This window comes from Clostridium sulfidigenes (genome assembly GCF_052067195.1).
Taxonomy (GTDB): Bacteria; Bacillota; Clostridia; order Clostridiales; family Clostridiaceae; genus Clostridium_J; species Clostridium_J sulfidigenes.
The window spans coordinates 60,327-86,926 of record NZ_JBQHQR010000014.1 but is presented as its reverse complement, the minus strand read 5'-3'; the positions used below and the strand labels follow the sequence as shown (position 1 = coordinate 86,926).

Here is a 26,600-nt window from a genome sequence, read left to right as displayed (position 1 = left end):
ATATAAAATGAATGTAGTAAAAGCTATATAAATTTATAAATGAGAGGAATATGATATATGAATAATAAAGTAGTTTTAGTAGTTGATTCTGGTAGCGATTTACCTATTGAATTTATAAATCAACCCAACATAGTAGGTCTACCTATTGGGTGTAATTTCAAAGGCCGAGATATAGAGGATTATTTTGGTCAGACTTTGGATATTAAAGAGTTTTATGATGGTTTAAGAGCTGGAGATATGTATACTACATCCCAGATTAATGTATATAAATTTGAAGAAGCTTTTAAAAATATAGTAAAAGAAGGAAAAGCAATTATTTATATAGGACTATCTTCAGGGTTATCAGGAACTGTAAATAATGCAATAAATGCGTCTTTAAATGTGAAAGAAGAATATCCAGATTGTGATATAACTATAATAGATACATTATCTGCTAGTATGGGAATAGGATTACTAGTATATAAGGTTTATGATATGATGAAAGAAAATAAATCAAAAGAAGAAATAGTTGAGTTTGCGGAAGGAATAAAACTAAAAATAAATCATTACTTTACAGTAGATGATTTAAAGCATTTAAAAAGAGGTGGAAGAGTATCAAGTTCTGCTGCAACGGTGGGAACTTTACTTAGTGTAAAACCGGTACTTCATATGAATAATGAGGGGAAACTAATACCTCTTAGTAAGGTTAGAGGTAGAAAAAAGGCTATGCTAGAGCTTGTAAAAAAATTTGAGGAAAGAAGCATAGGAGAAGAACAACTAATAACTATTTCTCATGGAGATTGTTTAGAAGATGCAAAGTTGTTAGAAGAGTTCTGTAGAAAAAGCGGAAGAGTTAAGGAGTGTATAATTAATAATTTAGGACCTACTATAGGTAGTCATACTGGAGCAGGATTATTAGCACTATTTTTTGTTGGTAATGGCAGAGAAGAGTAAACAAATCAGTAGATTGTGAGTATATAGGTATTATAGATGTTAAATTATGACCTAATTAACTTTAATATTTAAGATGGGAGGTTGATTATGAAGAGTATAAGATTACTTAAAATAATCAAAAGGATCAAAAGGAAATCCCAACTTAAAGATGAGATAATCAATAGAAAAAACTATGTATATAATAGAGCGAGAGCAAAGGCTTATGCTGAAGCTTATGCAGAGACTCCCAATGTAAAAGAATACCCTGTATTTAAGGATAATGACTGTACTAATTTTATAAGTCAAGTTTTAGTAGCAGGCGGAATGAAAATGAAGGGGGCAGATTATAGAAAGTTTACAGATTGGTTTTGTTATACTAAAGATCCAATGGCTTTAAAGAAAGTTTCCCTGACATGGAGAAGTGCGGAATACTTTAGAAAATATTGGGGAAACAAAGATGGCCAAGGAAATAATATGGCAGATGAATTTAAGGAGTTAACAGTAGAAGAAGCAATAGCTAGGTTTGATGAACTATATACTTATATTATGATAGGTGATGTTATACAATATGCAGACAGTAACAAAAAAATATATCATTCTCAAGTAGTACATGCTAAAGAGTTTAATGTAGTATTAAATAGAAATGACTTATTCATAGCTCAGCATTCATTGAATAGAAAGCATGTATCTTTATACGAATACTTAAAATTATTAAAGAACAAAAAGGGAAGATATATTTATATTTATCATTTTTAATTGTTTAAAGTTTTGTAGATGTATTTCTACAAAACTTTTTTATTATTATTTACTATTAAAATATGGTAAGAAGGAATAAGTGGTATAATAGAAGTAAAACATATAGTATATAAAATAGAATAATTTTGTAATAGATTTATATATGAATGTAAGAGGTTAATTATGATGGAGGTTAATATGGATAAATTAAATAGAAATGATAGTTGTTGGTGTGGAAGTGGATTAAAATATAAAAAGTGTCATATGGAGCAAGATAAGTATTTAGAAAAGTTAAGTGAACAGTATGGATATAAAATACCAAGAGAAATTATAAAATCTCAAAAGGATATAGATGGAATAAGAAAAAGTTGTGCTCTAACTAAAGAGATACTAGATATGGTAGAAGAAAAAATAACAGTAGGAATATCTACAGAAGAAGTAAATAGATGGGTCCATGAATATACAGTATCCCATGGAGCATATCCAGCACCTTTAGGATATCATGGTTTTCCTAAGAGCACCTGTGTATCTATAAATAGTGTGGTTTGTCATGGTATACCAGACGAAGAAACTATAATAAAAGATGGTGATATAGTTAATGTTGATGTAACTTGTATTCTAGATGGTTATTATGGTGATTCAAATAGAACATTTCTCATGGGAAAGGTCAGTGATAAAGCAAGAGATTTGGTACAAACTGCTAAAGAGTGCTTAAAGGTAGGAATAGAGCAAATAAAACCTTTTAATACTTTAGGAGACATAGGATTTGCTATAAATCAGCTTGCAACTAGCAAAGGATATTCTGTAGTTTATGATTATGGTGGTCATGGTGTAGGTAATGAATTTCATGAAGAACCTTTTGTACCTCATATAGGACAAAAAGGCGAAGGGATGATTCTCTTACCAGGAATGACATTTACAGTAGAACCAATGATAAATGAAGGGGTACCGGAAACTGTTGTGTTAGATGATAACTGGACTGCCGTTACAGAAGATAACAAGTTATCTGCTCAGTGGGAACACACCATACTGGTTACTGAAGATGGTTATGAAATATTAACTTAATTTATATTTGTATACAATAGGATTAAAATTTAATATTAAATTGAAGATATTTGTCTAAAAATACAAGAAATTATTTTGTCATTAAGAAAATGTATAAGTACATTATTATGGTGCTGTATGGTATAATATGTAATAAAGATAGATAGTTGGGAGTTATTTAACAATAATCTACATTAAACTTAATATTATTTTAATTAGGTAGGTACTAAATATGAAGATAATTAATGAAAGATATAAAATAGTGGAATTATTAAACCAAAATAGAATTTATTCTGTATATGAAGCCATAGACATAAATAATAACATGTCTATGGTAAACATTTATGTTGTAAATAATTCTAATATAGAAAATAAAATAATTAATTATTGTATATCTGAATATGAAAAAATACCCACTATAAAAAATGATGTTATAAGAATTTTAGATTTTGGTGTAGTAAACAGTGTAGATAACAAAGATAAGATGGATAATTATTATTACACTACAGAAGTATATAGTGATTATAAGTTATTGCTAGATGCTGTAGAAGGCATTTCTGAAGAAATATTAATTAAAGTATTTTTAGAAATATGTGTAGTAGCGCATAATCAAAGTTACAATTATATGAAAGTAGTTCCATTTAGTGATGACAATATATATGTAAGTTTAGATTTTAAAGTTAAATTAAAAGATAAATTAACCGCACTTTTACAATCAAGAGAAACATGCATAGCTAGTTATTCAGAAGACATAGAAGAGGTTACTTCTAATAAATTTAAAGAAGAAAGATACTATATAAATAGATTATGTGAAATATTAATTAATATTTCATTAAAAAATAAAGGAAGATATAGAGATTCTAAAACTTGTAAAATAATTACAAAACACATAGGAAGTAATGAAGGACAAGAATATAAAGAGTTGTTTGGAGTAAAACTATATAATTTAATAGATAAACTATGTAGTAGTAGAGATAACTCAATAAATAGTATTTTTGATATTATTAAACAAGTTAATTCCATATATAACATGAACTTTAAATATGAAGTTAATAGTGAAAAAAGAGAATTAAATTTTAATATCCCATTAATAGGTAGAGATGAAGAGCTAAAAATGATTATGGAGTCCATAAATCATATAGTTAAATATCATGAAACTAAAAATATTATATTAATTCATGGTGAAATTGGAATAGGTAAGACTCGGTTATTAAAACACATAAAATACATTATGAATGTTAAAGAAAATAAAAGACTTAGATGTTTTTATATGAAAAGTAATAAAGAAGAATCTACAAAGGTTACTATTGCACAGTTATTAAGAAAAATAGTGAGTATTGCAGATAAAAATTTAATTAGCAAATATAAGAAAGAAATAATGCTGCTAGCTCCAGACATTTATGGAGATAATAATAATGAAAATTTGGGATATTTTAAACTAGAAAATAAAGAAAGACTTATACTTATAGCTAAGATATCATCATTTTTACAAGAGTATTACTATGATAACCCAGGGGTAATTATCATAGATGATATGAATATGTATGATACATTAACACTAAATTTAATTCAATATATGTTGAACAAGACCTATTTTAGGACTAATGTTCTTATTATTATTGGATATAGGGATGGCGATTGCCTTAATAACAATAATTTTACACAGTTTATTGAATACATTGCAGACAAAGTTGCATTAAATGTTCACCTTAGATCATTAACGGAGAGCAATTCTGCAAAGATGCTAAGAAATATACTAAATGTTGAGAAGATATCCGATGAATTTATAAGTACATTTTATAAATATTCAATGGGAAATCCATTATTCATTGAAGAGTCCTTAAAGGATTTATGTAATAGAGAAATCATATATTTAAACGAAGAAAATGGTAGATGGTATAAGCCTGATAACCATGATATGTATATGCCAGTGAATATGGAAAAGGTCTGTGAAACCCAATTAAAAGATGTAGACAAACTATCCTATGAAATTTTATATATAATTTCATTCTTTTATACACCAATGCCAGTAAGAGTATTAAAAGATGTACTTACAACAAATGAAAGTGATGTAGATAATGTAGTTGATCAGTTGGTAGCTAAGGGTATATTATATAGTTCCATAGGCGATAATGGATTTGTGTATACCTTTTATAATAAATTTTTAAGAAGTTATCTATATAAGGATTTAGAGCAATCTACAAAAGAAGATATTCATAGGAAAATTGTAGTAGTACTTGAACGATATTGCTATGATGAATTAAATATCTATATAGAAGAACTTATCTATCATCTTGAGATTTTAGGGCTTAGTAGAAAACTTATATACTACTATAAGAAAAACGAGCAGAGATTAGAGAATATAAACAGTGTGAATGAAGCTATAAGATATAGTTTTAAGATTCTTCAAATCATTGATAAGTTTCAAAATAGAGATGAATTTATTAATGATGAAATAGAAACTAATATGAATTTAGGTAAGTTATACAATAGTATATCTGAAAAAAGTGTAGCATTAGAATATTATATTAAAGCTCAAGAACTATGTAAGTTTCAAGATAAGATAATTACTAATATAGATATTATGGTAGAAATGATCTGGATATACATAGATTTGTGTATGGAAGAAGAGATTGAGCACTATACTAAGAAAATATCAAAAGCACTAGAAAATGTAGATTATTTAAAAGGTACTATAGAATACTTAAGAATAATAGTAAGAAATTCATATAATACTGGAAAGTATGAGAAGATTAAAGATGTATGTAAGGAAGGAATAAGCCTTTGTAAAGAAGAGCATATGGATTATAAAGTTGGTTTCTATAATAGCTATTGTAATGCACTGATTGCCCAATGTAAGGAAGAAGAAGCTTTAAAGATATTAAAAGGAACAGTTACTGAATGTTATGAAAAGAACTATACTAAGGCACTACCTAGAATATATAATAGCATTGGAGTTATATATGGTGATTATTATCAATATGGTGATGAAGCACTGAATTGGTTTGAGAGGCTTTATGAAATAAGTAAGATTGAACAAAATAAATTTTATGAAGTAATAGCTTTATCTAATATGGGATTTTTTAGTTATGTTTTAGTAAATTATGATGAAGCATATAGGTATTTAAATAAGGCTTCCAATATAGCTACTCAAAATGAATTAATATATATGAATTTTTATAATTATGTATATATGGCATCTACATTATATAAACAAGGAAAGTATTCTGAATGTTTTAGATATATAGATATATGCAACAAATATATAGAAAGAAATTCAATTTTTGAGCAAGAATTAGTTCCATACTATATATTAGAATATTATATGAATTCCTTAATTGGTAATAGACAAAAAGCTATGGATTATTTATTAGAAGGTAAAAAGGCTTTTGATAATACGAATTCTTTAATGAAATATAAAATGGAGCTACTTTGTATTATAAACAAGATACTTTTAGATAGAAAAATGAAAAGTATAGAAGATGTAATTGAGGCTAGTGAAAAGATATTATATGTTGATTTAAGGGTGTCAATGTTATCCGATGGAGTTTTACAACTTTTAAATCAAGACTTAAATGGTGTAGCTACAGAAATATTTTATTACATTAAAAAGTTTGAACATGAAATAAAGTCTGATCTTAATAAATTGACTTTAATATATATTGAAGCTGTTATAGATAAATGTATGCCTATAGATGCCTTAGAAGAGGCATTAGCTCAATATAAGGATATTAAAAATTCTAATTTATCCTGGAAAATATATTATAAAATAGGATATACCTATTATGAGAATGGAGATAGGGCTAAAGCAGCGTTATATATTTCAGAGGCCTGTGATATAATACAGGATATATTATTGCAAATTCCTAAGAACTATAGAAAATCTTTTTTACAGAATCAAGGAAACATGGTGGATTGCTTTCGAATATTATTACAAATAAAAAGTTACTATAATCAAAGAAAAGGAATAAAGTTAGACCAAATAAATATTAATACAACAGAAAATATTGAAGATTTATTTCAAATTATATTAGAGAGTGATTTTGTAAATGAAGAATTTATAAAATCCTTAAAGGATTCATCTAAGGATTATCTTACAGATATTGATAGTATTGAGGACTTACTAAATAACTTATGCGGAAATAGTCAAGAAAGTATGGACATCATATGCAAATATATAAGTTATATTAGTTTAGCAACGAAAACTAATATAATAATAGAGAATAATAATAGATTTTCTGTAGTGTCAAGTGATGGAAATGATGTAGAACTCCCAAATGATATGTCTATAGTTAACATAGCTAGAAATAAGGGAATACCTATTAGGTTAAGTAGAAAAGTTATTTGTGATGCCAATGGGAATATACTAAGTTATGATATCGAAAATGATATAAAAGCAGCTATGTGTATACCAATAACTCAAATTTCTAAAAACAGTAGAGGTATGAGTAAATATGATTATAATCATGATGTGTTAGGATATGTATATGTGGAAAGTAAAAGGAAATTAAATAACATAAATGAGGAGACAATGCACCAGTGTGTAACTATAGGTAAAATCTTGTATATGATAATTGATAAACTTAATATAAAAAGAAATTCTACTATAGACAAGTTGACTAAGACATTAACAAGAAGGTATTTAGAATCATTTATTCATGAACAGATAGACAGATCTTTCAATTTTAACTCTGAATTTTCAACTATAATGGTAGATATAGATAAATTTAAAACCATTAATGATACCTTTGGACATAGAATGGGCGATCAAGTATTAAGTAAGATATGTGAAGTAATTATAAAAAATATTAGGCAAGATGATGCAGTAGGAAGATATGGTGGAGAAGAATTTATTATAGTATTACCTAATACAGGTATAGAGGAAGCTAAGAGGATAGCTGAAAGAATTAGAGTGAAAATTTATCAGGCAAAAGTTATGGGAGATAAAAGAGTAGTAACGGTAAGTTTAGGCGTAGCTAATTATCCTAATCATACGACTACCTATGAAGAGCTTATTGAAAAAACAGACCAAGCTTTATATGCAGCTAAAAATAGTGGTCGTAATGCTACTAGAGTATGGGAAGAATCTTATGGTTCTAAAATAAGCACTACAAATAAATTAAGTGGTATATTTGTAGGTAGTGAAAATCAAGACTATAAGAATGTCTCAACTTTAATTGAATTCATAGATTTGATTAATTCAGAGGGAAATGTAGATGAAAAAATTGCCATTACAATTAATAGAATTACAGAAATTGTTGAAGCAGATTCATGTACATTGTTTACCATAAAACAAGGGGAATTAGTCAATAGATACTCTAAAACTATAGATGAAACATGGGATGAATTTGATGAAATACGTAAATACAATAAGATTAAGGCTACAATAAATTCAGGAGAAAATATTTGTGGAGTAGATTGGGATTGCATAGATGAATATGATGAAATTAAAAACATTCCTGATTTAAAATCTAATATTATAGTTTTATTAAAAGACAAAATAAATATAATTGGAGTAATATACTTAACAGCATCAATTAATCATAAGGAGTTTACTTATGATGAATTAAATTTTATTAATACTTTAGGTAAAATAATTGTTCCAATCCTAAAAGAATATCAATAATATTAAATTTATAGGTATGAAATTAGAGAGCTAGTTTCATACCTTTTATCATAAATAGATAATTAATAAAAACTTAAAAGTATATATTTTTATATATAGTATATATAAGATATACTTTAAGTAGGAGTTATAGCGCTTTTCCATAGGGAAAGGTACTTATAAGTTATTTAAAATTTATATTAAAATATAATAATGAATATTAAAGTTTGGGAGATAAATAATAGTAGTACTATTAAAAGATAAAATAATAAAATAGCAGGAGGAGAAAGATGAATTATAATTTAGGAAAAATATATCATGGATTTAAGTTGCATAGAGAAGAAAAGGTTGAAGAAATAAATTCTATAGCTAGAGTTTTTATACATGAAAAAACGGGGGCAAAATTATTACATCTGGAAAATGATGATTCTAACAAAGTATTTGCAATAGGGTTTAAAACACCGCCAAGCGATGATACTGGAGTTGCCCATATATTAGAGCATAGTGTATTATGTGGTTCACGCAAATTTCCTACAAAAGAGCCCTTTGTAGAACTTATAAAAGGATCATTAAACACATTTCTAAATGCTATGACCTTTAGTGATAAAACTATATATCCACTAGCAAGTAAAAATGAAAAGGACTTTTTTAATTTAATGGATGTATATTTAGATGCAGTGTTTTATCCTAATATATATAATACAAAGGAAATTTTAATGCAAGAAGGTTGGCATTATGAATTAGAAAATGCTGAAGATGAGCTAACTTATAAGGGTGTAGTTTATAATGAAATGAAAGGAGCCTTTTCATCACCAGATGGAGTGTTAATGAGAGGAATTCAAAAATCTTTATTTGAACATAATACCTATGGATATGAATCAGGTGGAGATCCAGAATTTATACCAGATTTAACTGAAGAGGAGTTTTTAGGATTTCATAGTAAATACTACCATCCGTCTAACAGCTATATATTCTTATATGGAGATGGAAACTTAGATGAAAGATTAGCATTTATTAATGACAATTACTTAAACAATTTTGAAAAAAAGGATATTGATGCTGAAATATTACCAGAAAAGCCTTTTAAAGAAATGAAAGAGGTTGTAACAGAATACTCTATTTCTAATGAAGATAATGAAGATGAAAAAACTTTCATGGCATTAAACTTTGTTACTGGAGAATGTACTAATGATGAATTATATATTAGTCTAAGTGTTTTAGAATATCTTTTATTAGAAACTCAAGGAGCTCCATTAAAACAAGCAATCCTTGATGCTAACCTAGGGAAGGATGTATATGGAAGTTTTGATAATGGGATTTTACAACCGGTATTTAGTATAGTACTTAAAAATAGTGATGCAAATAAAAAAGAAGAATTTAAGAATGTAGTGTTTGATACATTAAAATCTTTGGTTAAAAATGGAATTGATAAAAAACTAATAGAAGCATGCATAAACATTACAGAATTTAAGTTAAGAGAAGCAGATTTTCAGGGCATGCCTAAAGGTTTATTCTATTATATGACAGCTATGGATAGCTGGCTACATGATGGAGATCCGTTAATTCACTTAAAATATGAAAAAAATATGGAAAAAATAAAGAAAGCACTAACTTCAAATTATTTTGAACAATTAATTGAAAAATATATATTAAACAATAATCATAGCTCATTAATAGTGTTAGCGCCTAAAAGGGGGTTAGCAGATGAAAAGGATAAAAAATTAAGAACTGGATTAATGGAATATAAAGAAAATCTATCTGTTGAGGAAATACAAGACATAATTAATGAAACAAAGTCTTTAATAAATAGACAAAATACTCCTGATCCGGAGGAAATATTAGAAACAATACCAGTATTATCCATAGATGATATAGACGAGAAAGTTGAAGAATTAGATGTTATAGAAGAGGATGCTTCTGGAGTGAAGCTACTTCATCATGATGCATTTACAAGTAAAATAGCTTACTTAGATTTTATGTTTGATAGTAGAACCATAGCACAAGAGGATATTTCTTATCTAAGTCTATTAACCACACTATTAGGAAAAATTAATACTAAAACCTATAGTTATGTGGATTTATCTAATGAAATACTAATTAATACAGGTGGAATATATTTTAAAAATGAAGTATATGGTGATAGTAAAGATGTCCTTAGATATAGTACTTACCTTGAAGGACATTGTAGTGTAGTAGTAGATAGAGTGCCAAGAGCTTTAGAAATATTGGCAGATATAATTAAGAATACATCTTTTGAAGATAAAAAGAGAATAAGAGAACTTATAAGAGTTTTAATATCAAGAATAGAAATGAAGCTTATGGATAGAGGACATCAAGTTGCAACTACAAGATTAGGAGCTTATTTCTCTCCTGCTTATGAATATATAGAAAAAACTTCAGGATATGAGTACTATAAATTCTTAAAGGAGATAGAAAATAACTTTGATGATAGAATAGATACTGTTATTTTCAAATTTCAAGCTATAATGAATAAGGTATTTAATAAAAATAGCTTAATAGTAGCAGTAACTGGTAAAGATGAAGAAGTTACTGCTGTAAAGAAGAACATTTCAGAGATATTAGAAGTATTATCTGATGAAGAAGTACAAATTAATAAGTATAGCTTCCATGAAGAAAACAAAAATGAAGGAATGCTTACCCCATCTAATGTTCAATATGTGGCAAAGGGATATAACTATAAAAAATTAGGATATGCATACACAGGAAAGTTATTAGTGCTAAAAACTATAATTGGCATGGATTATCTATGGAATAAAGTTAGAGTACAGGGTGGAGCTTATGGAGCTTTTGCTAATATAGTGAGAAGTGGTAATTTTATGTTTGCTAGTTATAGAGACCCTAATATAAAAGAGACCTTAAAGACTTATGATAATGCAGCTAAATACTTGGATAATTTTACAACTACAGATAGAGAAATGCTAAAATACATTATAGGAACTATAAGTGAACTAGACATGCAATTAACTCCATCCATGGCAGGAGATGCAGCAGTTAGCTATTATATAAGAAGAATATCTAAGGCGGATAGACAGCAGGAAAGAAAAGAAGTGTTATCTACTACAGTTAAGGATATTAATAACTTCTCAAAATTAGTAGCAGATGTTATGAAGATGAATTATATAGTGGTTCTTGGTAATGATGGTAAGATTAAAGAAAATAAAGATGTATTTAAAAACTTAGAAAATGTGTTTAACTAAGGGGGGAGAAATTTAATCAGAAGTTATAATTTACTTATGAATTCTGATTAAGATTAACTATGATAAATGATAGTATATATGGAGAAGGAGAGATCGCTCTAGAAGATGCAATAGGAGAAATGTTAGTTAATAAGGGTTTAACTATTTCTACTGCAGAATCATGTACAGGAGGAATGGTTGCAGCAAGATTAATTAACTATCCTGGTATATCAAAAAGTTTACTTGAAGGAGTAGTAACATATAGTAATGAAGCTAAAATCAATAGAATTAACGTAAAAAGAGAAACTCTTGAGAAATTTGGAGCTGTTAGCCATCAGGTAGCAGCTCAAATGGCTGAAGGAATAGCGAAGACTTCAGGAGCTGATATAGGAATATCAACTACAGGAGTAGCAGGTCCAGGTGGAGGAACTGCTGAGAAACCAGTAGGAAGAGTATATATAGGATTATATTATAAAGGCAAGGTTACGACAAAAGAATTAAACCTTTCTGGAGATAGGCAAGAAATAAGAGAAAAATCTACTATAAATATTTTAGATATGTTAAGAAATGAATTATTAAATGATAAATTAATATAAAAAAGTAAAGCACCCATGTAAATGAGGGTGCTTTACTTTTTATGTTTATGCTTATTTTTATTATCCTTATTAATTAAAATAGAAGACAAATCAGTTCCAATTAAGTTGTTAATATTTATATATCCATTACCTTGTTTATATTTTTTATCATTTATTAAGGTTGAATTTATTCTCAATAAAGTATATATATCATCAAAGGTAAACTCGTTGTTTATTTCAAATAATAGTGCACAGATACCTGCTATAAAAGCACAGGATATAGAGGTTCCACTACGAATAGTATAAGGGGAAGTAAGAGGTGGGGGATATATTTTTTCACCATCTCTCTCAGATATATAATTACAGTCAGTGTTTAAAGATATAATATCATCACTGGCAGCAACAAAATCAGGTTTTTTTAATATTTTATTAGAGCCGCAACAGGAATAATCACTTATTTTATAAGTAGAATTTGTATCTATTCCACCTATTGTAAGCACTTTATCAGATAGAGCAATACCTTTTATAGTATCTTCTTTATCTTCATTATTACCAGAAGGTACAACTATTATTATGTTTTTATTTCTAAGTATAGTAAAAATTTTATCATATAGAGATAAAATAAACTTATTTAAAGTAGTTATTTCAAAAGGTGCACATACTATTTTTATATTAAATTCATCAATACTATTATATAAACATTCCAAAGCAAATAAAGTAGCTGAAATATACCCTTTACCAAGCTTATTAAAGGCTTTTACCATAACTAAATGGCTATTAACAGCAATGCCATGTTGTTTTACTTTTTTATTTGTACCTTCTCCACATATTAATCCAGAAATAAAAGTCCCATGACCATTGTCATCATAAGGGTATGTTGAACCATTAATTATATCAATAAATTTTTTTACTTTATTTGATGGGGTAGATAAATCTATATGTGGATACACGCCGCTATCAATAATACCAATACCTATGCCTTTACCGGAAACCTCTTTATTTTTTAACACTTCAAATCTTTTATTGTCTAAAAAAATTCCATTGGCATGAAGGATATTTTTGTTGCATAAAAATGCTATGTCGTCAATGCATATATATTTGACTTCCGGAAGCTCTATAATTCTTTTAATAGCTCTTTTGGTAGCAAGAACACATAAACAATGCAAGGATTTAATATTATACAAGACTTCACCTTTTGAGGATTTAATGTTTTTCTCTATTGAATTTTTAATACTACCATATTTAATTATTATTCTATATCTATTATAAATATCATTATCCATCATATTTTTAAGAGTCGGATCAAGTTTTTTATTAAAAAGCATAAAATACTCCTTATATACTTATTACACTTATTAGTATATGTAAACTAAAAATATTTGTTAAAGCTTTTATTTATTGTAAAAATAAAAGCTAAGATTAAGAATTCTTATATTCTAATCTTAGCTTTTAAAGCTTTATATATTTTATTATAAATTATATATGTTCTTACACATAGAGAAAAATGCTCTTGCAATAGGAGTAAGAGTTCTTTTAGAACTTACTATTAAGAAGAGATCTCTTCTTAAGTCTACATTTTCTACTCGACTTATACGCATGTTACCACTAATAAAACCATCATCACATAAGCTTTTACTAATTATAGAAATTCCTAATCCTAGATTAATAAGTTTAAGTTGAGCATGTACACTATTTACCTCACAAAGAACTTTTAATTTCTTAGGATCTATTTTGTTAGCATGAAGCTGAGCCTCTAAAGTATGTCGAGTGGCAGATTCCTTTTCTCTTATTATAAAAGGATATTTTATTAAATCATCAATAGAAATAGTTTCAGGTAAATTTAATTTAGGATTAGAAACAATAACAAGTTCATCTTCCATTATCTTATAACTATTTATTTTTGAATTATCTATGATTGTACCAACTAAACCAATTTCACATTTAAGATCTATAATATCTTTAATTATAGATACAGAACCTTGTTCTTTAATGTTAAATTTAACATTTGAGTAGAGTTCACTAAAGGTTGAAACAAGAGTAGGGAGTAAGGAATTGCATGGCGTAGTGCTAGCAGCAATGTTTAAGACACCAGTAATATTATTATTGAAATTAGATAGATCGGTGATAGCATTATTCCTTAAATTTATAATATCATTAGCATATTGTAGAAAAGATTCGCCTACAGGTGTAAGATTAACTTCCTTAGATGTTCTATCAAATAATTGAATATTAAGTTCTTTTTCTAAACTAGAAATATGAGAACTTATAGTAGGTTGAGATAGGTAAATAGCATTTGCAGCCTTAGAAAAACTTCTAAGTTTAGACACTGTAATAAATGCTTCTAATTGTTTGAAATCCATAGTCTACCTCCTATTAATAATAATTTAAGATTTAATAATTCGATTTATATAAAAAAAGATTTCTATTTGAAAACTGTTAAAACTCCTTACGAAAAAATAGAAAAGATAGAAGCTATCCTTTCCATTTAAAAACTATAATTCCAGCTATCATTATGACAACACCGATGCATTCTCGTATTCCATATCCAGCTTCAGTAGAGCCAAACCAACCAAAGTGATTGATAAGTGCAGCTGCAATAAGTTGGGCAATAAGAATAGTTGCTACAGCTATAGCCGGACCAAGACTAGACATACCCTTAATTACTGTAAACGTAATAACAGCACCCAATACTCCGGCCAAAAGGTAAAGTTTGTTAGCATCTTTTAAATTTCTAAAGGTACCGTCACCTGCAAAGAATAACACTATTAGGGCAGTTATAAGTGCAATAGCTTGGGTTAATACTGTGGTCTCCCATAGTCCAATTTTTTTTGAGAGTTCTGTATTAAATACACCTTGAACACTCATAGTTACCCCTGCAATTATTGAGAAAATTATACCCAACATAAAAACTTTCACCATCCTTTTAAAGATAGCTTACCCTAATATGGATATAATTATTTAAAATTTAAGGGGTATATCTTCGCTTAATTTTATTAATTATAAAGTTAAAATCATAGAAAAGAAATTGTTTTTAATATTAAAACTCTTTTAAATCATAACTTTTAACTAAGGTATCCCTTCTATTGTTGAGTTGTTTCCAAATCTCGATTTTATTTATCTTAGTAAAATTAAACAAATCAGTTTTATCTTTATTTTCATCTAAGGTAAATAAATTATTTGAATAAGCCTTTCTAATTGCGTTATTAGCATTAGAAATAGGCATGTTAAAATAGGATAGGGTTGAGAAATCTTTAACACTTATACCATGAGTATTAAACATATCAAACATGCTTCTAGATATCTTGTTTATGTATCCTTTATCTTTAACTTTTAAGTTTACGGTATTAGATGTATCGTTAATGAAAATGTCATTATCAATTCCAACTTTAAATTTTTTATAAGGAGATAAAATTTTTGAGATTATCTCATCTAATTTATCAAGCTCTGTATTAGAGACAGAACCTAGAGGAATGTACAAATTAGATATGTTTTTATACAACTTATATTTCTTATTTAAAAATTTTTGGATAGATATAATGTCATCAACAGATTTATCATCCACCAATGCAACTAAATAATATTTCATTTTTTCCTCCCGAATGTAGATTTTTATTATAAAGTATTATATCATTATAAAATACTTTAACGCTACAATTAACAGTATTATAACATATAATAATAGGTTATAATAGACATATATAGTTAATTATATTTTTACTTTTATATGTATATAAAAATAAAAATTAAAAATTACACTTATAAATTTAAAATTTTTATTAAAATATACGAACATTGTGATATAATTATAATTATGAGATTTTAACATTTAAAAATTAGGTTTAATTGACATAGATATAGATAGACATGGAATTAAGTTAACATATGTAAAGTATGGACATTATATAAATAGTGAGGATGATACCTGTATGGAAAAATTAGTTATAAATGGAGGCAATCCATTATTTGGAAATGTAAATATTAATGGCGCAAAAAATGCAGCTGTAGCAATTTTACCAGCAGCAATTTTAGCATCTAAGGGAGTTTGTACAATAGAGAATGTTCCTAATATAGAAGATATAAATTGTTTAGAAATTATTTTAGAATATTTAGGATGTAAGGTAGAATCAAGTTGTAATTCAATAAAAATTGATAGCACAAATATAGTAACAACCAATGCTACAATCCCAGAAGTAAGGAATATGAGAGCATCCTATTACTTATTAGGATCATTATTATCTAGATTTAAAAAAGCTAGAGTAGAACTTCCAGGGGGCTGCCCTATTGGAGATAGACCAATAGATCAGCATATCAAAGGATTTGAAGCCTTAGGAGCTACAGTTACCATAGAACATGGTGCAGTAAATCTGGTTGCAGAAAAATTAGTTGGAACAACTATATATTTTGATGTAGTTAGCGTAGGTGCTACTATAAATATCATGCTTGCAGCGGTTCTTGCGGAAGGAACTACAGTTTTAGAGAATGCAGCAAAAGAGCCACATGTAGTAGACGTGGCCAACTTCTTAAATACTATGGGGGCAAATGTAAAAGGTGCTGGAACTGATGTAATAAAGATTACTGGAGTAGAGGAACTTTCAGGATGTAATTATTCAGTAATACCAGATCAAATTGAAGCTGGAACCTTTATGATAGCAACAGCAGCTTGTGGTGGAGATGTTACATTAAATAATGTAATACCAAAACACTTAGAATCTATTTCAGCAAAGCTTTTGGAAATGGGTGTAGAAGTTATAGAAGATGAGGATAAAGTTATAGTTAGAAGTGGAAATAACCTTAAAGGTGTAAATATAAAGACTTTACCATATCCAGGATTTCCAACAGATGTACAACAGCCAATGAGTACTCTTTTAACTATGGCTCAAGGAAGAAGCATTGTAAATGAAAGTATATATGAATCAAGATTTAAGCATATAGATGAGTTAAAGAAGATGGGTGCAAATGTTAAAATAGAAGGTAGAATAGCTATAATAGATGGAGTTAAAAATTTATCTGGAGCTAATGTTAAAGCTACAGATTTAAGAGCAGGTGCAGCTTTAGTTATTGCAGGTCTTTCAGCCCAAGGAAAAACTGAAGTTGAAGGCATTGAGCATATAGATAGAGGATATTTGTATATAGAAGAAAAATTTAAAGCTTTAGGTGCAGATATTAGAAGAGTAAATATATAAGTTTTATATGTATTTTAGATACTAGATTGAGGAGATAATTATGAAATTTTGCCCATTATTTAGTGGTAGCAGTGGGAATAGTATATTTGTATCAGAAAACAATAGTAACATTCTAGTAGATGTGGGAATGCCAGGAAAGGCTATCGATAAAGAATTAGGGGACATAGGTATAAATCCTAATTCTATAGATGGTATATTTATTACTCATGAACATTCAGATCACATTAAAGGGGCCGGAGTATTTTCAAGGAAATATGATATTCCTATATATGCACCAAGTCTCACCTGGGAAGCCATGGATGGGAAAATTGGAAGTATTAAGGAGAAAAATATAAAAATAATTGATGGTAAGTTTACTGAAATTAATGATTTGACCATAGAGAATTTTCCTATACCTCACGATGCAGCATGCCCTAGAGGTTATAGAGTACATGGATCTAAAAAATCATGTTGTATAGCTACTGATTTAGGTCACTTTTCTATAGAAGTAAAAATGGCACTAGAAGATAGTGATATGATTTTAATAGAGAGTAATCATGATATAGAAATGGTTAAATTTGGACCATATCCATATCCATTAAAGCAAAGAATACTAAGTGCAAAAGGACATTTATCCAATGAAGATTGTGGTAAAGCTATAGTAGATATTTTAAAAGGAAATCATAAAACTATATACTTAGGGCATCTAAGTAAAACAAATAATTATCCGGAGCTTGCTTATGAAACTGTAGCAAGTGTATTAAGGGAAAACAATATTAGCGTAGAAAAAGATATAGAATTAAAAATGTGCAATAGAGATAGGCATAGTATATTATCAGAAATATAAACAGAGTTCTTAGCTTCTTTGAAGCTCTAGAAATCCTTATACAGGGATGTAGCCACTCTTTACTCCAACTTTGAAGAAGATGGTAGTACTAGAGTGGGTAGTCATCGAATAAAAAGTTTGGTTAGTAATAGGAGGTGTAGAATGAAAAAGAAGACCTTTAGTTTAGTATTAACAATAACAGTAGTTGTAATAGCACTAGTTGTAGGCGGAATTTACCTTACAAAGACTATGAGTATAAAGAAAGATAAGGCAAGTATAATAAGTAAAGAGAAACTTGAAAATACTAAAGGAGCTACAGAGGATGATGGCTATATTGATATAACTTTATATTTTGGAGGAGATGCTGAAAAGTCCGAACTTATAAAGGAAGAGAGACTAATTAATAGTGAGGATTTAATAGGTGAGATGATCATGCAAGAACTCATCAAAGGGCCAGCTAAAGTTAGTGAAAAAAGCAAGCCTATTTTACCAAAGGAAACAAGGCTTTTAAGTTTTTCTATTAAGGATGGCATAGCAAATATTAATTTAAGCCCAGAAGCTATGTTTGAAATGTCTGAAGTTCAAGAAGTAACAATACTTAAGTCTATATCAAACTCTTTGAGTCAGCTGAAATCTGTGAGTAAAATAATGATTACAGTAAATAATCAAGGTGTTGAAAGTTTAGGTGGAAACTATAATATATCAAAACCATTTACTAAGGATGAAATAATTACTTTAAAAATACCAAAATAAGATATTATTGAAAGATAAATAAAAATTTATTATAATTAATAAAATAGATAAACAAATTTTGTTATAAAGAAGGAGAAAATAACATGAGCATATATAGCAATTGGACAAATTATGTTGTAGAGTATGTAAAAGAAAATGGAGAACCTGCATTTTGGAAAGAGTATGCAAAGGTTGAAAAATCAATATATACAAAAGCCTTAGCAATTGATGGCGGTGTTATTAGTGGAAAGTTCTCTGAATTAGTTAAAGAATTTGACGTTAATGAAATTTACTTTATGGGATTCTTAGATGGAATAAATGAAAGTATAGATAAAGAATTAGATCTTGAAGCTATAGAAAGTGATTCAGAAGTTAGCTTCAAAATAGATTATGAAAAACTATACTTCAATATGCTTGATTCTAAAGCAGACTATCTTTATACATTATCACAATGGGATAGAATATTCTCACCAGAAAAAAGAAAAGAGATACAAAAAACTTGGAGAGAATCAAAAACAGTAATAAATGAAGTTAAAATTGGTAGAAATGATGCATGTCCATGCGGAAGTGGTAAAAAGTACAAGAAATGTTGCGGAAAATAATATAAACATTAGCCCTAGTGAATTTTTTATTCATTAGGGTTTTTTATATATGTATTATTGTAAGATATTCTATATATGGCTATGATATAATTAATTATATGATAAATTTACAGGGGGATTGTTTATGGATAAAAATATGATATGGCTAAAGGAAAGTAGGGTTAATAGTACAATTAATTCACTTAAAAAGAATGGTATGAATGGCTATTTAGTAAATAGTCATGAAGAACTCATTGAGAAAATTAATGAACTTACCAATGATGGTGATACAGTAAGTTGTGGTGGTTCAATGAGCCTATTTGAAACTGGAGTTATTGATTATTTAAGAAGTGGAAAATATAATTTCCTAGACAGATATGAGGATGGGTTAAGTAAGGATGATTTGAAAAAATTATATAGAAACACTTTCTCTGCTGATATATATTTTACTAGTACTAATGCAATTACAGAAAAAGGAGAGCTATACAATGTAGATGGCAATGGAAATAGGGTAGCAGCTATGTTATATGGTCCAGATAAAGTAATAATCATAGCAGGAATAAATAAAATTGTAGAGAATATTGAAGAAGCCATTAAGAGAAATGAAAGAGTATCAGCACCTGCAAATTGCAAAAGATTAAATAGAGTTACTCCTTGTGTAAAGGTAGGCCATTGTATGGATTGTTCAAGTGAAGAGAGAATATGCAATGAATATACTATAATAAGAAGACAGGGAAATAAGGATAGAATACATGTAATTTTCTTGAATGAGGAATTAGGATATTAATTAAAATACGAATATTAGAGTAAGTGCTTTGGCAAAATAAGTTAGTCTAAAATATTTTGCTAAAGCACTTTTTATAACTATATGAAAAATAATGAAAATTAAAGAAAGATTAAGAGAATGAAAGCTTATCTATCTATATATACTAATAGCATGGTTGAATAAATTGATATTTGAGGTAAAATATTATTAGATAATGATTGTTAAATAACAAACGTTGTTATGAGATTATAATTAAATAACTTTTAGAATATAATATAAGAATAAATTTTATTTAGGTGTAAATTATAGGAGGTCATGTATTATGAAAATTGCAGTAATAGGATGTACACACGCAGGAACAGCAGCGGTAGTAAATGCAAAACAACTTTACCCAGATAGTGAGATTACAGTTTATGAGAGAAATGATAATATATCTTTCCTTTCTTGTGGAATTGCTTTAAGTGTATCTAATGTAGTAAATGAACCAGAAAAATTATTTTATAATTCCCCAGAAAATTTAAATAACCTTGGTATAAACATGAGAATGAATTATGATGTAACTGATATTGATATGGATGAAAAAATAATCACAGCTACAAATTTAAAGACTGCCGATATAGTAAAAGAAAAATATGATAAATTAATTTTAACCTTGGGATCGTGGCCAATAGTTCCTAATTTTGAAGGAAGAAACCTAAAAAATATATTACTATGTAAAAATTATAGTCACGCAAAAACAATTATAGAGAAATCAGCTGACGCTAAGAATGTAACAGTTGTAGGAGCTGGATATATAGGGGTAGAACTTGCTGAAGCCTTTGAAATGAAAGGTAAAAATGTAACCCTAGTTGATGCAGAAGACAGAATAATGAGTAAGTATCTTGATAAAGAATTTACAGAAATAGCAGAGAATGAATTTAAAAACCGTGGAGTAAAACTAGCTTTAGGTGAAAAAGTTCAAAGGTTTGAAGGAGAAAATGGTATAGTATCTAAGGTAGTAACTGATAAAGGAAGTCATGAAGCAGATTTAGTAGTACTTTGCATAGGATTTATACCAAGTACAAGTTTAGTAAAAGGAAAATTAGACACTCTTCCAAATGGAGCAATAATAATAGATGAATATATGAGAACTAGTGTTAAAGATGTATTTGCAGCTGGAGATTGCTGTGTTGTAGAATATAATCCAGCAAGGGATAAGAGATATATTCCTCTTGCAACTAATGCTGTAAGAATGGGAACCTTAGTTGCTAAAAATCTAGTAAACCCAGCTCTTAAGTATATGGGAACCCAAGGTACTTCAGGAATAAAGATATATGATAAATGTATAGCATCAACAGGTTTAACAGAAGAGGTTGCTAAGAAAACCACATCTATGGAGATTGACTCAGTAATGGTTAGTGAAAATCATAGACCAGAATTTATGCCAACCTATAAGGAAGCAACCATAAAGCTTGTTTATGACAAAGCTACAAGAAGAATTCTTGGAGGACAGATTATTTCTGATGAAGATTTAACTCAACACATGAATACCCTATCTGTAGTAATTCAAAATAACATGACCATAGAAGAACTGGCAATGACAGATTTCTTTTTCCAACCACACTTTAATAAACCATGGAGCTTATTAAATACTGTAGCTCTTAAAGCACTAAAGTAATATATAAGTTATATTATATATAATTTAAAAATAACTCATCATAATTAATATGGTGAGTTATTTTTATAGTAAAATAGATTACTTTGATAAATTTAATAAAAGTAAGGAGATAATAGTTAAAGTTTCTATGAAATCTGTTTATTAGAGTTAGATTCGCTGGATTTACAATTATTATAAAAATTATTTAAAAAATTATAAACTTCTCCTGAATAAAATTTATCACTAGTATTTTTATCCATCTTGGACAATAAGACTTGGCGAGTAATAATATCATTTAGATTAACTTCTTTACAATTTTTCATAATATCGTACATTATCATAAAAGTCGTAGTTCTTTCAAGTCCTTCATTGCCATGGAAATGAAGCCAACTGCCCTCAGGTTGATTTTTTACAACTTCCATAAAATAATTTACCATAGTCTCTGTAGGTAAATTTTTATATGTTACAGGAATACGAATATAAGATAATGAATAAGCTTCAGACTGCTCAGCTTCATTTTGAACCTTTGAAGGTATAATTACATCTTTAAAACCCTCTAAAGCAATAGCTTTATTAAGTGGAATAGATTTTAATCTAGAGTTTTCATCAGCAATGATTTCATTTACTGTTAAGCCTCTATTTGCATCGTTGTTAGCATTTTGCCAACTTACAGGAATACCGTCAATAAATCCATGGGATTCTTCTCTTAAGTCAATAATAGTTATAGGCACATTACCTATAGACTCCTTCATTAAAGGAACTCCAGTTTTAGAAAATTGACCACTACCAGAAATATTAAGCTTATCAAGACCAGACAAATTTATATTCTCTGAAGGAGTAATTTTATCTGTGCTCTTTCTAAAATATTTTGGTAATTCAAAAGCAGTTGGAGAATCAACTGTTAACTTTACATCTGGAATAGGAGTAGCATAACATACAACATAATTAAAGGATAGAATTATAGTTAAAAAAGCAAATAAATTAATCTTTAAAAATTTTTTCATATTTAGACACCACCTATATAATATTTAATTAGTATCTATTATAATTTTACCTATGACATTCTAAATTATTCATAGTAAAATATAGGTATTATTGGTGTAGTGATAGTATATTTTAATGTAAAACTATACAAATAGATTAATATAAAACTATTTAAATATGGAACTATAAAACTAGAAAAATAGTTAACTATGAAACTATATAACTATATAAATAGTTAACTATTTGTTCTGTTCATGCGGGTTTCAGAGATTTTACTGCTCAAATAGTATTATGAACTTATTAGTTAAATTAAAAAATTAGGAGGATGTTTAGTGAATATAACATTAATAACTGTAGGAAAAATAAAAGAAAAATATTTAAGAGATGCCATAGATGAATATTCTAAAAGATTATCAAGATACTGTAAGCTTGAAATAATAGAACTTCAAGATGAGAAAACACCAGATAATGCATCAGAAAAGGAAGAACTTCAAATAAAGGATAAAGAAGGGCAAAGCATATTATCAAAAATTAAAGATAATGCTTATGTTGTAGCCATGGATTTAAAAGGAAAACAAATTTCATCTGAAGAATTTGCAAATTTCATAGATAACTGTGGATTAGAAGGAAACTCTAATTTAGTTTTTATCATAGGAGGAAGCTTAGGTCTATCAGATCAAGTTATTAAAAGAGCTAATTACAAAATATGTTTTTCTAAAATGACCTTTCCCCATCAATTGTTCAGAGTAATGCTTCTAGAACAGATATATAGGGGATATAGGATAATAAAGGGTGAACCGTACCATAAGTGAATGAGGTTTTTACTAAAGTTGGACGAAGGCATTGTGGTAAGGGAAACCTCGCCTCCGACATGAAAATCTCGATTAATTATCAGTTATTTTTTCTTATGCATAAGTTTAGAATTATTTATAATACTTATGGATGCTTTTTCAACTACATCCAAGTGAAATATCCTTTCAAGTACCTTTACTAAAACTAGTATAATATTTACTAAAAAAATAAATTTAGGATAATATGTCGTTGAACCTATCATAACCTAAATAGATATAGTATAATAGTTAATAATAAGAGGAGGTGGTTACATGGAAAGTGATATTAGCGATATTATCAATGACACAATAATTAAGAAGCGGGGGAAATTATTATGGGTAACCACCAAAATAATGAGGGTTCTAAGGAACTTTACAGAAAAGAGTACTTATTAAACGAGGGTCAACAACTTATTATACGAATTCCAGAACCAGGTGATGCACAAGGTTTAATAAATCAAATGCAAACTGTTGATGGTGAAACTAAATTCTTGGCACGTGAATCTGATGAATTTAATTTCACAGTGGAACAAGAAAGAGAATTTATTAAGAATTGTACGAACGATGAGAATATCCGTTTTCTAATTGCAGAATTAGACGGTAGAATTATAGCGAATTGTTCAGTTGGATTAATTCAAAATAAAAAAAGGTATCTTCACAGAGCAGCAATGGGTATTGCAGTGATGAAGGATTATTGGAATAAAGGAATTGGGAAGAAAATGATGCAGGAATGTATTAATTGGTGTAAAGAAAAGGGTGTTGAACAACTTGAGCTTGAAGTTGTTGCTCAAAATAATCGTGCTGTTTCGATGTATAAAAGTTTAGGTTTTGAGATTTATGGTACAAAGAAACATGCATTGAAATATGGTGATGGAACTTATGCTGATGAATACTATATGATTTTATTCTTGAACAGTAAAAAACCTGAGTAAAGATTTTGTTCATACACTTATATTTATACTTATTGAATTGGAGATGGACCGAAGATTCCACAGATTTCTTTGTATGACAGCGGGTTGGCATCATGGCTAGAATTATTGAATAATGACACACGTTGTGAATCACGAAACCTTGGAACATAAGGCGCATAAATATATGCGTCTTTTTTTATGCCAAGATTTAGTTATTGTAAAGTAGTAATAAAAGAAAAAATCGCATTTGATAGCGATATGCTGAACCGTACCATAAGTAAGCCTCTAAATCTTTGATTTAGTTAGGCGAACTTACTCAGCGAACGAAGTGAGTCGAGTTTCCTTTAAGACCAAGTGAGGTTTATAGCTTTAGGCATTTATATTACTTGGTTAAGGCTATTTTTGCAGGTGGAAATACCGTATCGTAAGTAAGGATATATTTACAAAGTATGTTATGATACCGAGGGTGAAAAGAATCAGGGAATGCACGTTGTGGTTGCTAAACAGAACTTTCAAGTTGGTAGAAATATAGGAAGGTTATTGATATTATATTGTTGTCTAATTAGAAAGGGGTAATAGCAATGAAATTATCTGAAAAAATTCAATATTTAAGGAACAAGAACGGAATGTCACAGGAAACGTTAGCTCAAAAATGTTTAGTTACTAGGCAGTCTATTTCTAAATGGGAAATGGATATTTCATTACCAGAGACAGAAAAGTTATTAGAATTAAGCCATATATTTGGAGTAACAATTGATGTGCTATTGAAAGATGAGTTATCAGTGGATGGAGTAAAAGAAAAGAAATCATGCGGTAAGTCGCTTACCAATGACAATGAAGGGATATATGAAGGACTTCTAATTAAAGAAAGTATCGATAATGAAGAAATTTTGGACTGTCTTAATGTAAATAAAATTGAATTGTGGAAAACAGAATGTTTTCCACGTTACTGGACTGCAATCACTTTTTCATCAAATGTAATAGATTTACCTGAAAAATTTTCTAAGGTTTTGATTAATGATGAGAATAAAGGTGGTAACTGGTTTGTTGATTTCAAAAAGAATAATATAAAATATATTGTTTTTCGAGGACTTGTTTTAAAGTATACGATTGGAAATATTGAAGAAAAGAATAATGTTATTGAAAAATGTCGTAGTCAAGGTATACCAGATTTTCAGATGGAGTGGTCGGAATAGAGATTAGAAATTATATAAACATAATAGGAAGCTTATAAATTCTAAATTTATGAAAGAGGTACTGATATGGATGATAGAGTAAAAGCATTAAGTGGTGGAAATATGGACATAGATTTGGCAAGTGAGGGAGTTGATTGGAACCAGACTCAATGCCCGTGGAATATTGCGGAAAGTACAAAGGACCATAAATGTGCTGTAAAAGGAACTTCAATATGTAAGTATTTTTGTGGAATTAAATTTTTAGATAGCGTATTGTGTATTTATCCTCATGAAAACAGTGAGGTTCTCACAAGAAATGATATAGATCGAGATTTATGGTAAAGTTTCAATTTATATTACTAAAATTTTTAAAGAGAAAAATTTTATATGTTTATTTTCTATAAAAATTTGATATAATATAAATAAGAAAAGCTTAGTGCGTCAACACTAAGCTAATCCTTAGAACATTTATTTTGTTTTAGGGCTATTGAATTAGATTTATGTTATAAATTATGAATCTTAGAAAAAGTGCTAATCTTCGTTGGATGGAGCACTTTTTTCTTTGCTTTTAACTTCTATATCAAGACCAAGGAATTTAATCTTAATTTTTAAATGATGTATAAAAAGATTATGTTTTAGAATTAATCTAATTACATAAATAACTGATATACACTTTATAAAAGTATCAAACATATCCAATACCACCCCCTAGTTATAGTGAAGTAATTCACCAATAACCCAGGAGGATAAAACGTTCAAAACCTCCGTAGCCATCCACTACGGATTTCAAAATATTACTTTAAGATTATACCATAATTATGAAGAATATATACACAAGAATAAAATGGAAAAACCGCATTTGAAGTAGTTACGGAGAACCGTACCATAAGTAAGCCTCTAAATCTTTGATTTAGTTAGGCGAACGAAGT

21 protein-coding genes and 1 pseudogene are annotated in these 26,600 nt (G+C 28.3%); 16 read left to right on the top strand and 6 right to left on the bottom strand.

Features of this window, described 5'->3' with window-relative positions; all coding sequences use genetic code 11:
• Window positions 1-57 precede the first annotated feature (57 nt).
• From ACTNBA_RS15105 to ACTNBA_RS15080, 6 genes and pseudogenes are all read left to right on the top strand, one after another.
• On the top strand, window positions 58-933 hold the full coding sequence (locus tag ACTNBA_RS15105) for a DegV family protein (protein WP_441075084.1): 876 nt from the start codon (window positions 58-60) through the stop codon (window positions 931-933).
• An 87-nt stretch (window positions 934-1,020) separates the two neighbouring features.
• On the top strand, window positions 1,021-1,668 hold the full coding sequence (locus ACTNBA_RS15100) for an amidase domain-containing protein (RefSeq protein WP_441075083.1): 648 nt from the start codon (window positions 1,021-1,023) through the stop codon (window positions 1,666-1,668).
• Between the two features lie 177 nt (window positions 1,669-1,845).
• On the top strand, window positions 1,846-2,712 hold the full coding sequence (map, locus tag ACTNBA_RS15095) for a type I methionyl aminopeptidase (RefSeq protein ID WP_441075082.1): 867 nt from the start codon (window positions 1,846-1,848) through the stop codon (window positions 2,710-2,712).
• A gap of 211 nt (window positions 2,713-2,923) precedes the next feature.
• On the top strand, window positions 2,924-8,317 hold the full coding sequence (locus ACTNBA_RS15090) for a diguanylate cyclase (protein ID WP_441075081.1): 5,394 nt from the start codon (window positions 2,924-2,926) through the stop codon (window positions 8,315-8,317).
• 269 nt (window positions 8,318-8,586) lie between these two features.
• On the top strand, window positions 8,587-11,514 hold the full coding sequence (locus tag ACTNBA_RS15085; protein WP_441075079.1) for an insulinase family protein: 2,928 nt from the start codon (window positions 8,587-8,589) through the stop codon (window positions 11,512-11,514).
• A gap of 62 nt (window positions 11,515-11,576) precedes the next feature.
• Window positions 11,577-12,089: pseudogene (locus ACTNBA_RS15080) on the top strand (nicotinamide-nucleotide amidohydrolase family protein); the annotation flags it as partial.
• A gap of 32 nt (window positions 12,090-12,121) precedes the next feature.
• Here the strand turns inward: ACTNBA_RS15080 and ACTNBA_RS15075 are convergent.
• The 4 genes from ACTNBA_RS15075 to ACTNBA_RS15060 all read right to left on the bottom strand — a co-directional run bounded on the left by ACTNBA_RS15075 (window position 12,122) and on the right by ACTNBA_RS15060 (window position 15,654).
• Window positions 12,122-13,393 (bottom strand): S8 family serine peptidase, encoded by a 1,272-nt coding sequence (locus ACTNBA_RS15075; RefSeq protein ID WP_441075078.1) that lies wholly within the window; start codon window positions 13,391-13,393, stop codon window positions 12,122-12,124.
• A gap of 144 nt (window positions 13,394-13,537) precedes the next feature.
• Complete coding sequence (locus tag ACTNBA_RS15070) at window positions 13,538-14,428, bottom strand: selenium metabolism-associated LysR family transcriptional regulator (RefSeq protein WP_035134587.1); 891 nt, start codon at window positions 14,426-14,428, stop codon at window positions 13,538-13,540.
• A 112-nt stretch (window positions 14,429-14,540) separates the two neighbouring features.
• Entirely contained in the window at window positions 14,541-14,972 is a 432-nt protein-coding gene (locus ACTNBA_RS15065) for a DMT family transporter (RefSeq protein ID WP_150844352.1), read from the bottom strand.
• A gap of 133 nt (window positions 14,973-15,105) precedes the next feature.
• Window positions 15,106-15,654, bottom strand: coding sequence for a hypothetical protein (locus tag ACTNBA_RS15060; protein ID WP_035134591.1), 549 nt, complete (start codon window positions 15,652-15,654; stop codon window positions 15,106-15,108).
• Between the two features lie 340 nt (window positions 15,655-15,994).
• Here ACTNBA_RS15060 and murA point away from each other — a divergent pair, with 340 nt between their 5' ends.
• From murA to ACTNBA_RS15030, 6 genes are all read left to right on the top strand, one after another.
• The gene (gene murA / locus ACTNBA_RS15055) at window positions 15,995-17,251 is read left to right on the top strand and encodes a UDP-N-acetylglucosamine 1-carboxyvinyltransferase (RefSeq protein WP_150844350.1); all 1,257 of its coding nucleotides are present in this window, start codon (window positions 15,995-15,997) and stop codon (window positions 17,249-17,251) included.
• A gap of 40 nt (window positions 17,252-17,291) precedes the next feature.
• Window positions 17,292-18,077, top strand: a complete 786-nt coding sequence (locus ACTNBA_RS15050; protein WP_441075077.1) for an MBL fold metallo-hydrolase — start codon at window positions 17,292-17,294, stop codon at window positions 18,075-18,077.
• Between the two features lie 141 nt (window positions 18,078-18,218).
• Window positions 18,219-18,809, top strand: coding sequence for a GerMN domain-containing protein (locus ACTNBA_RS15045; RefSeq protein ID WP_441075076.1), 591 nt, complete (start codon window positions 18,219-18,221; stop codon window positions 18,807-18,809).
• Between the two features lie 83 nt (window positions 18,810-18,892).
• Window positions 18,893-19,390 carry an SEC-C metal-binding domain-containing protein gene (locus ACTNBA_RS15040; RefSeq protein WP_150844347.1) on the top strand — a complete coding sequence of 166 codons (498 nt, stop codon included), beginning with the start codon at window positions 18,893-18,895 and terminating at the stop codon, window positions 19,388-19,390.
• 124 nt (window positions 19,391-19,514) lie between these two features.
• Entirely contained in the window at window positions 19,515-20,156 is a 642-nt protein-coding gene (locus ACTNBA_RS15035; RefSeq protein ID WP_441075074.1) for a lactate utilization protein, read from the top strand.
• Between the two features lie 301 nt (window positions 20,157-20,457).
• The gene (locus ACTNBA_RS15030) at window positions 20,458-21,792 is read left to right on the top strand and encodes an FAD-dependent oxidoreductase (protein WP_441075072.1); all 1,335 of its coding nucleotides are present in this window, start codon (window positions 20,458-20,460) and stop codon (window positions 21,790-21,792) included.
• Window positions 21,793-21,917: 125 nt separating this feature from the next.
• Here the strand turns inward: ACTNBA_RS15030 and ACTNBA_RS15025 are convergent, their stop codons facing one another.
• A complete protein-coding gene (locus ACTNBA_RS15025; protein WP_441075071.1) occupies window positions 21,918-22,775 on the bottom strand; it encodes a fused DSP-PTPase phosphatase/NAD kinase-like protein in 858 nt (285 codons plus the stop codon).
• Between the two features lie 312 nt (window positions 22,776-23,087).
• Between ACTNBA_RS15025 and rlmH the strand changes: the two genes are divergently transcribed.
• The 4 genes from rlmH (at window position 23,088) to ACTNBA_RS15005 (ending at window position 26,013) form a co-directional block, all read left to right on the top strand.
• Window positions 23,088-23,567, top strand: coding sequence for a 23S rRNA (pseudouridine(1915)-N(3))-methyltransferase RlmH (gene rlmH, locus ACTNBA_RS15020; RefSeq protein WP_035134602.1), 480 nt, complete (start codon window positions 23,088-23,090; stop codon window positions 23,565-23,567).
• 353 nt (window positions 23,568-23,920) lie between these two features.
• Entirely contained in the window at window positions 23,921-24,517 is a 597-nt protein-coding gene (locus tag ACTNBA_RS15015; protein WP_441075069.1) for a GNAT family N-acetyltransferase, read from the top strand.
• A gap of 560 nt (window positions 24,518-25,077) precedes the next feature.
• The gene (locus ACTNBA_RS15010) at window positions 25,078-25,692 is read left to right on the top strand and encodes a helix-turn-helix transcriptional regulator (RefSeq protein WP_441075068.1); all 615 of its coding nucleotides are present in this window, start codon (window positions 25,078-25,080) and stop codon (window positions 25,690-25,692) included.
• Between the two features lie 66 nt (window positions 25,693-25,758).
• A complete protein-coding gene (locus ACTNBA_RS15005) occupies window positions 25,759-26,013 on the top strand; it encodes a hypothetical protein (RefSeq protein WP_441075066.1) in 255 nt (84 codons plus the stop codon).
• Window positions 26,014-26,202: 189 nt separating this feature from the next.
• On the opposite strand, the gene ACTNBA_RS15000 is transcribed toward ACTNBA_RS15005, so the two are convergent.
• On the bottom strand, window positions 26,203-26,364 hold the full coding sequence (locus ACTNBA_RS15000; protein ID WP_441075110.1) for a hypothetical protein: 162 nt from the start codon (window positions 26,362-26,364) through the stop codon (window positions 26,203-26,205).
• Between the last annotated feature and the right edge of the window lie 236 nt (window positions 26,365-26,600).